The organism is uncultured Corynebacterium sp. (assembly GCF_902782855.1).
Classification (GTDB): Bacteria; Actinomycetota; Actinomycetes; order Mycobacteriales; family Mycobacteriaceae; genus Corynebacterium.
On record NZ_CACZOO010000109.1, the window covers coordinates 1 to 4239 of the forward strand.

The following is a 4239-nucleotide window of genomic DNA, read 5'->3' on the forward strand; positions in this document are numbered from 1 at the left end:
CGCCGTGTCTGCCGTGTCCGCCGACGCCCCCCTGCTCATCCTCGGTGACGACTACACCTCCGGCCAGAACGCCGTCACCCTCGCCGCCTGGCTCGCACCACAGACCACCAGGCTGCGCATCGTGCCCGAAGTCCCGGTGACGCACACCGAGCCGTTCCACGTCGCCACCTCCACCGCCACCCTCGACCACGTCACCACCGGGCGCGCCGGGTGGTCGCCGGTCGCCCAGACATCGGACGCCGCCGCCGACGTCGTCGGCCGCCGCCCCGCCGCCCCCGTCGAGGCGGCGTGGGGTGAGGTCCCCGACGTCGTCGCCGCCGTCCGCGCCCTCTGGACCTCCTGGGAGCCGGACGCCGAGATCCGTGACGAGGCCACCCACCGCTTCATCGACCGGGACAAGGTCCACTACGTCGACGCCACCGGCACCGATTCGGTCGGTCAGCCGTGGTCGGTCAAGGGGCCGTCCATCGTGCCGCGTCCCCCGCAGGGGGAACTGCCGACCGTCACCATCGTCGGTGACCGTTTCCACACCTCCGACGGTGCGGCGGGGGAGGTCCGCCACATCACGGATGTCGCCGGGCTGCTCACCCTCGCGGCACAGGTCAGCGCATGAGCCGGACACTGGTCATCGTCGGCGCGGGCCCGCGCGCCACCGGCATCCTCCTCGCCCTCGCCGCCCGTCCCGTCTCCCCGTCGGCACCGGCGACGGACATCCACGTCATAGACCCGTACCCCGCCGGGCCGGGCCGTATCTGGCGTGCCGACCAGCCGGCCGAGGTGTGGATGAACAACACCTCCGACGAGATCACCGTCTACGCCGACGGTGACCCCGGAGTCCCGGCGGCGGTGCCCGGCCCGTCCCTCGCAGACCGGGTGGGCGGCCGGCGCTTCGTCCCCCGCCGGGACGCCGCGGCCTATCTGCGCGACGCCTTCGACCGCGCCGTCGAGGCACTCACCGACCCGGCGGCCCGTCCCGGTGTCACCGTCACCGAGCACCGCACCCGGGCAGTGCGTGTCACCGCGTCCGGCGGTGGTGTCCGTCGGGTGGATCTCGCGGACGGCACGGAGCTCCGGGCGGACGTGGTGCTGCTGGCGCAGGGTCACCTCGATGTAGATCCCGGTGGACCTGGTTTCCCCGGTGGACCTGGTTTCCCTGGCACGGTCGGGGAGGGGCACATCCCGCCCGGCTACACCGTAGACCAGGACTTCTCGGCGATCCGGGCGGGGGAGGACGTGCTGGTGCGCGGATTCGGACTCGCGTTCATCGACCTCATGGAGATCCTCACCGAAGGACGCGGCGGCCGGTTCGACCGCAGTGCGGACGACAGCGCCGGGAACGGTGCCGGTGAGCTCGTCCCCACCTATGTCCCCTCCGGGCGGGAGCCGGTGCTGTGGGTCGGGTCGCGGCGTGGGGTGCCCTACCGGTCCAAGCCCGTCGACGGGCCGCCGACCGTGGAGCTGCGTCACCTGGTTCCGGCGAACCTCGACCGGGTGCCCCGCACACCGGGCGGACAGCTGGTGCCGGGTCACCTGGGGCGGCTGCTGACGGACGAACTGCACGGTCAGTGGTCGGCGGTCACCGACGAGCCGCTGGAGCTGCACCGCATCGACCGGCCGCTCGGCGGCCTCGCCTTCCCTGACCGTGGTGCTGTGGAGCGTGAGGTGGAGAAGGTCGCGCGGATGAACCTCGTCCGGGCGACCGACCGACGGCACCCGCAGGACGGCGTCCTGTACAGCACCATCGTGGCGTCCTGCTTCGTCCTGCACGCGCTGCTCGCCGAGGGGCTGCTCGACGAGGAGGACCGGGCACTGGTCGCACGGGTGGAGGGGTCGTTGTCCTACGTGTGCTCCGGGCCGCCGCCGCAGCGGCTCGGCAATCTGCTGGCGCTGCACCGCGCCGGGCTGGTGCGGTTCCTCGGGCCGGACACCCGGTTCCGTCGGAACACCGGTGCCGGGCCGCGCTTCCAGGCCGGCAGTCCCGTCGTCGGCGGTGCCCCGGTCACCGCCGACCACCTGGTGGACGCCCGGTTGGCGGAGGTCACGGTGCCGCGGGTGACCGATCCGGTGCTGCGTGGGCTGCTGGCGGACGGGGACCTCGTCGCCGGGACAGGGGTGTCCGGTGTCGCGGAGTCTGTGTTCGTCGTCGACGGTGACAACCGTGCGGTCGGGGCAGACGGGGCGGCGAGGGACGGGTTGTTCCTGGTGGGGCCGTCGACCTCTGATCCGGTACGGGAGGGGTTCGGACGCCCCGGGCAGCGGACCCGGGTCTTCCCCGCGAACCGGCGGGTCGCGGCGGCGGTGGCCGAGGCTCTCGCGCAGCGGCCGGTGAGGCCGGAGCAGTCGGAAAGGCTGGTGAGGCTGGAGCGACTCAGCCCTGCTTCGCGATGACGAGTAACCCGGCACCGACGGGGAGGACGAGTGACCGGTACCCGGCGGCGGCGTCGACCAGTGCCCGGAAGTCGGTGACCTGGTCGGCGTGGGAGAGGGCATTGTCGACGACGAGCAGGCCGCCGTCGGTGAGGACCCGCTGCAGCTGCGGCCACCAGTCGACGTACAGGGGACGCTCGGCGTCGAGGAAGATGAACGGGTATGCGCCGTCCGACGCGTGCGTCAGGACCTGCAGGCCGTCGTCGACCACCTGGTGGACGCGGTCGGTGAACCCGGCGGCGGCGATGTTCGCCCTGGCCTCACCGGCCCGGCCGGGGTCGTTGTCGACGGTGGTGAAGGGGGCACTGCCGCTGCCGTCGGCCGTGGTGAGGGCGTCCGCCAGCCAGATCGTGGAGTAGCCGTTGGACGTGCCGAGTTCCAGCACGGCGGTGGGGGACGTACCGGCGACGAGTGCGTGGAGGACCCGTGCGCTCTCCGGCTCGAGGTTGCGGCGGCGGTTGAGCCGGTCCGGTTGCGTGGCGTCGAAGGCCCGGCCGTCGGTGGCGAGGCGGTCCAGGAGTTTCGTGAGGTCGGGGGTCATGACCGGAGAATATATGCGGAAGATCCCACGGCGACGCCGGAGTGTCGGAATTCACTCACTGACGGTGGTCGGGCGCAGCTGCGGTGGGGGGTCGTCCGGAACGGGTATCGGGCCGGTCGGTGACTGACCCGGGCCGCGGCAGAGCCACCCAAGATAGTGACGTAGATCACGCGAATCCCCTCCCTTGAGTGGAACAGGCTCAACTTCAAGTGCGTTGGAACTGACAGAAACGCAGAGTTGACAGCTACGCGCTAAACTAGCGTGACAGAGCACCGTCGAGACAGAGAGGGAGTCACATGAGCGGTTTCACCCCCACCACCCGTACCCAGGAGGCCATGCAGGCCGCACTGCAGTCCGCGTCCGCGAAGGGGAACCCGGACATCCGTCCGGCCCATCTCCTGGTCGCCATCCTCGAACAGGAGGATTCCATCGCCCGCCCGGTCCTGACGGCTGCGGGAGTGGACGCCGGCGGTGTCCTCGCGGACGCCCGTGATCTCGTCGACGGCTACCCGTCGGCGCAGGGCTCCGGCATGGCGAACCCGAACTTCAACCGGGACGCACTCAACGCCCTGACCGCCGCGCAGGAACTCGCCGAGGAACTCGGCGACACCTACGTCTCCACCGAGGTCCTGCTCGCCGGCATCGCCAAGGGCAACTCGGATGCGGCCCAGGCACTCCAGAACCGGGGCGGCACCTTCGAGGCCGTCCGCGGCGCCTTCGAGTCCGTCCGCGGTAACCGCAAGGTCACCACCGAAGAGCCAGAGGGACAGTTCCAGGCTCTGGAGAAGTACTCCACCGACCTCACCGCCCGCGCCCGCGAAGGAAAGATCGATCCGGTCATCGGTCGTGACCAGGAGATCCGCCGTGTCGTCCAGGTGCTGAGCCGCCGCACCAAGAACAACCCGGTGCTCATCGGCGAGCCCGGTGTGGGCAAGACCGCCATCGTCGAGGGCCTCGCCCGGCGCATCGTCGCCGGTGACGTTCCCGAGTCGCTGCGCGGCAAGAAGCTCGTCAGCCTCGACCTCGGCTCCATGGTCGCCGGCGCGAAGTACCGCGGCGAATTCGAGGAGCGCCTGAAGGCCGTCCTCGACGAGATCAAGGAGGCCGAGGGTGAGATCATCACCTTCATCGACGAGCTGCACACCATCGTCGGTGCCGGTGCCACCGGTGAGTCCGCCATGGACGCCGGCAACATGATCAAGCCGCTGCTCGCCCGTGGTGAGCTGCGCCTGGTCGGTGCGACCACCCTCGACGAGTACCGCAAGTACATC

4 protein-coding genes are annotated in these 4239 nt (G+C 71.0%); 3 read left to right on the top strand and 1 reads right to left on the bottom strand.

The genetic code is table 11. The features are described from left to right. Together QZV72_RS05105 and QZV72_RS05110 are read left to right on the top strand one after the other, a co-directional pair. On the top strand, positions 1–613 hold a 613-nt coding region (locus QZV72_RS05105; RefSeq protein ID WP_297005989.1), incomplete at its 5' end, for an LLM class flavin-dependent oxidoreductase. After that, complete coding sequence (locus tag QZV72_RS05110; protein ID WP_297005990.1) at positions 610–2388, top strand: FAD/NAD(P)-binding domain-containing protein; 1779 nt, start codon at positions 610–612, stop codon at positions 2386–2388. The genes QZV72_RS05105 and QZV72_RS05110, both read left to right, overlap by 4 nt. Here the strand turns inward: QZV72_RS05110 and QZV72_RS05115 are convergent. Next, positions 2369–2968 carry an O-methyltransferase gene (locus tag QZV72_RS05115; RefSeq protein WP_297005991.1) on the bottom strand — a complete coding sequence of 200 codons (600 nt, stop codon included), beginning with the start codon at positions 2966–2968 and terminating at the stop codon, positions 2369–2371. The genes QZV72_RS05110 and QZV72_RS05115 overlap by 20 nt on opposite strands. A 296-nt stretch (positions 2969–3264) precedes the next feature. Between QZV72_RS05115 and QZV72_RS05120 the strand changes: the two genes are divergently transcribed. After that, on the top strand, positions 3265–4239 hold a 975-nt coding region (locus QZV72_RS05120; protein ID WP_297005993.1), incomplete at its 3' end, for a Clp protease N-terminal domain-containing protein.

Bases quoted from the DNA above. Each gene is read 5' to 3' on its own strand.
- QZV72_RS05110 (WP_297005990.1), top strand. From the start codon at position 610: ATGAGCCGGACACTGGTCATCGTCGGCGCGGGCCCGCGCGCCACCGGC.
- QZV72_RS05115 (WP_297005991.1), bottom strand. From the start codon at position 2,968: ATGACCCCCGACCTCACGAAACTCCTGGACCGCCTCGCCACCGACGGC.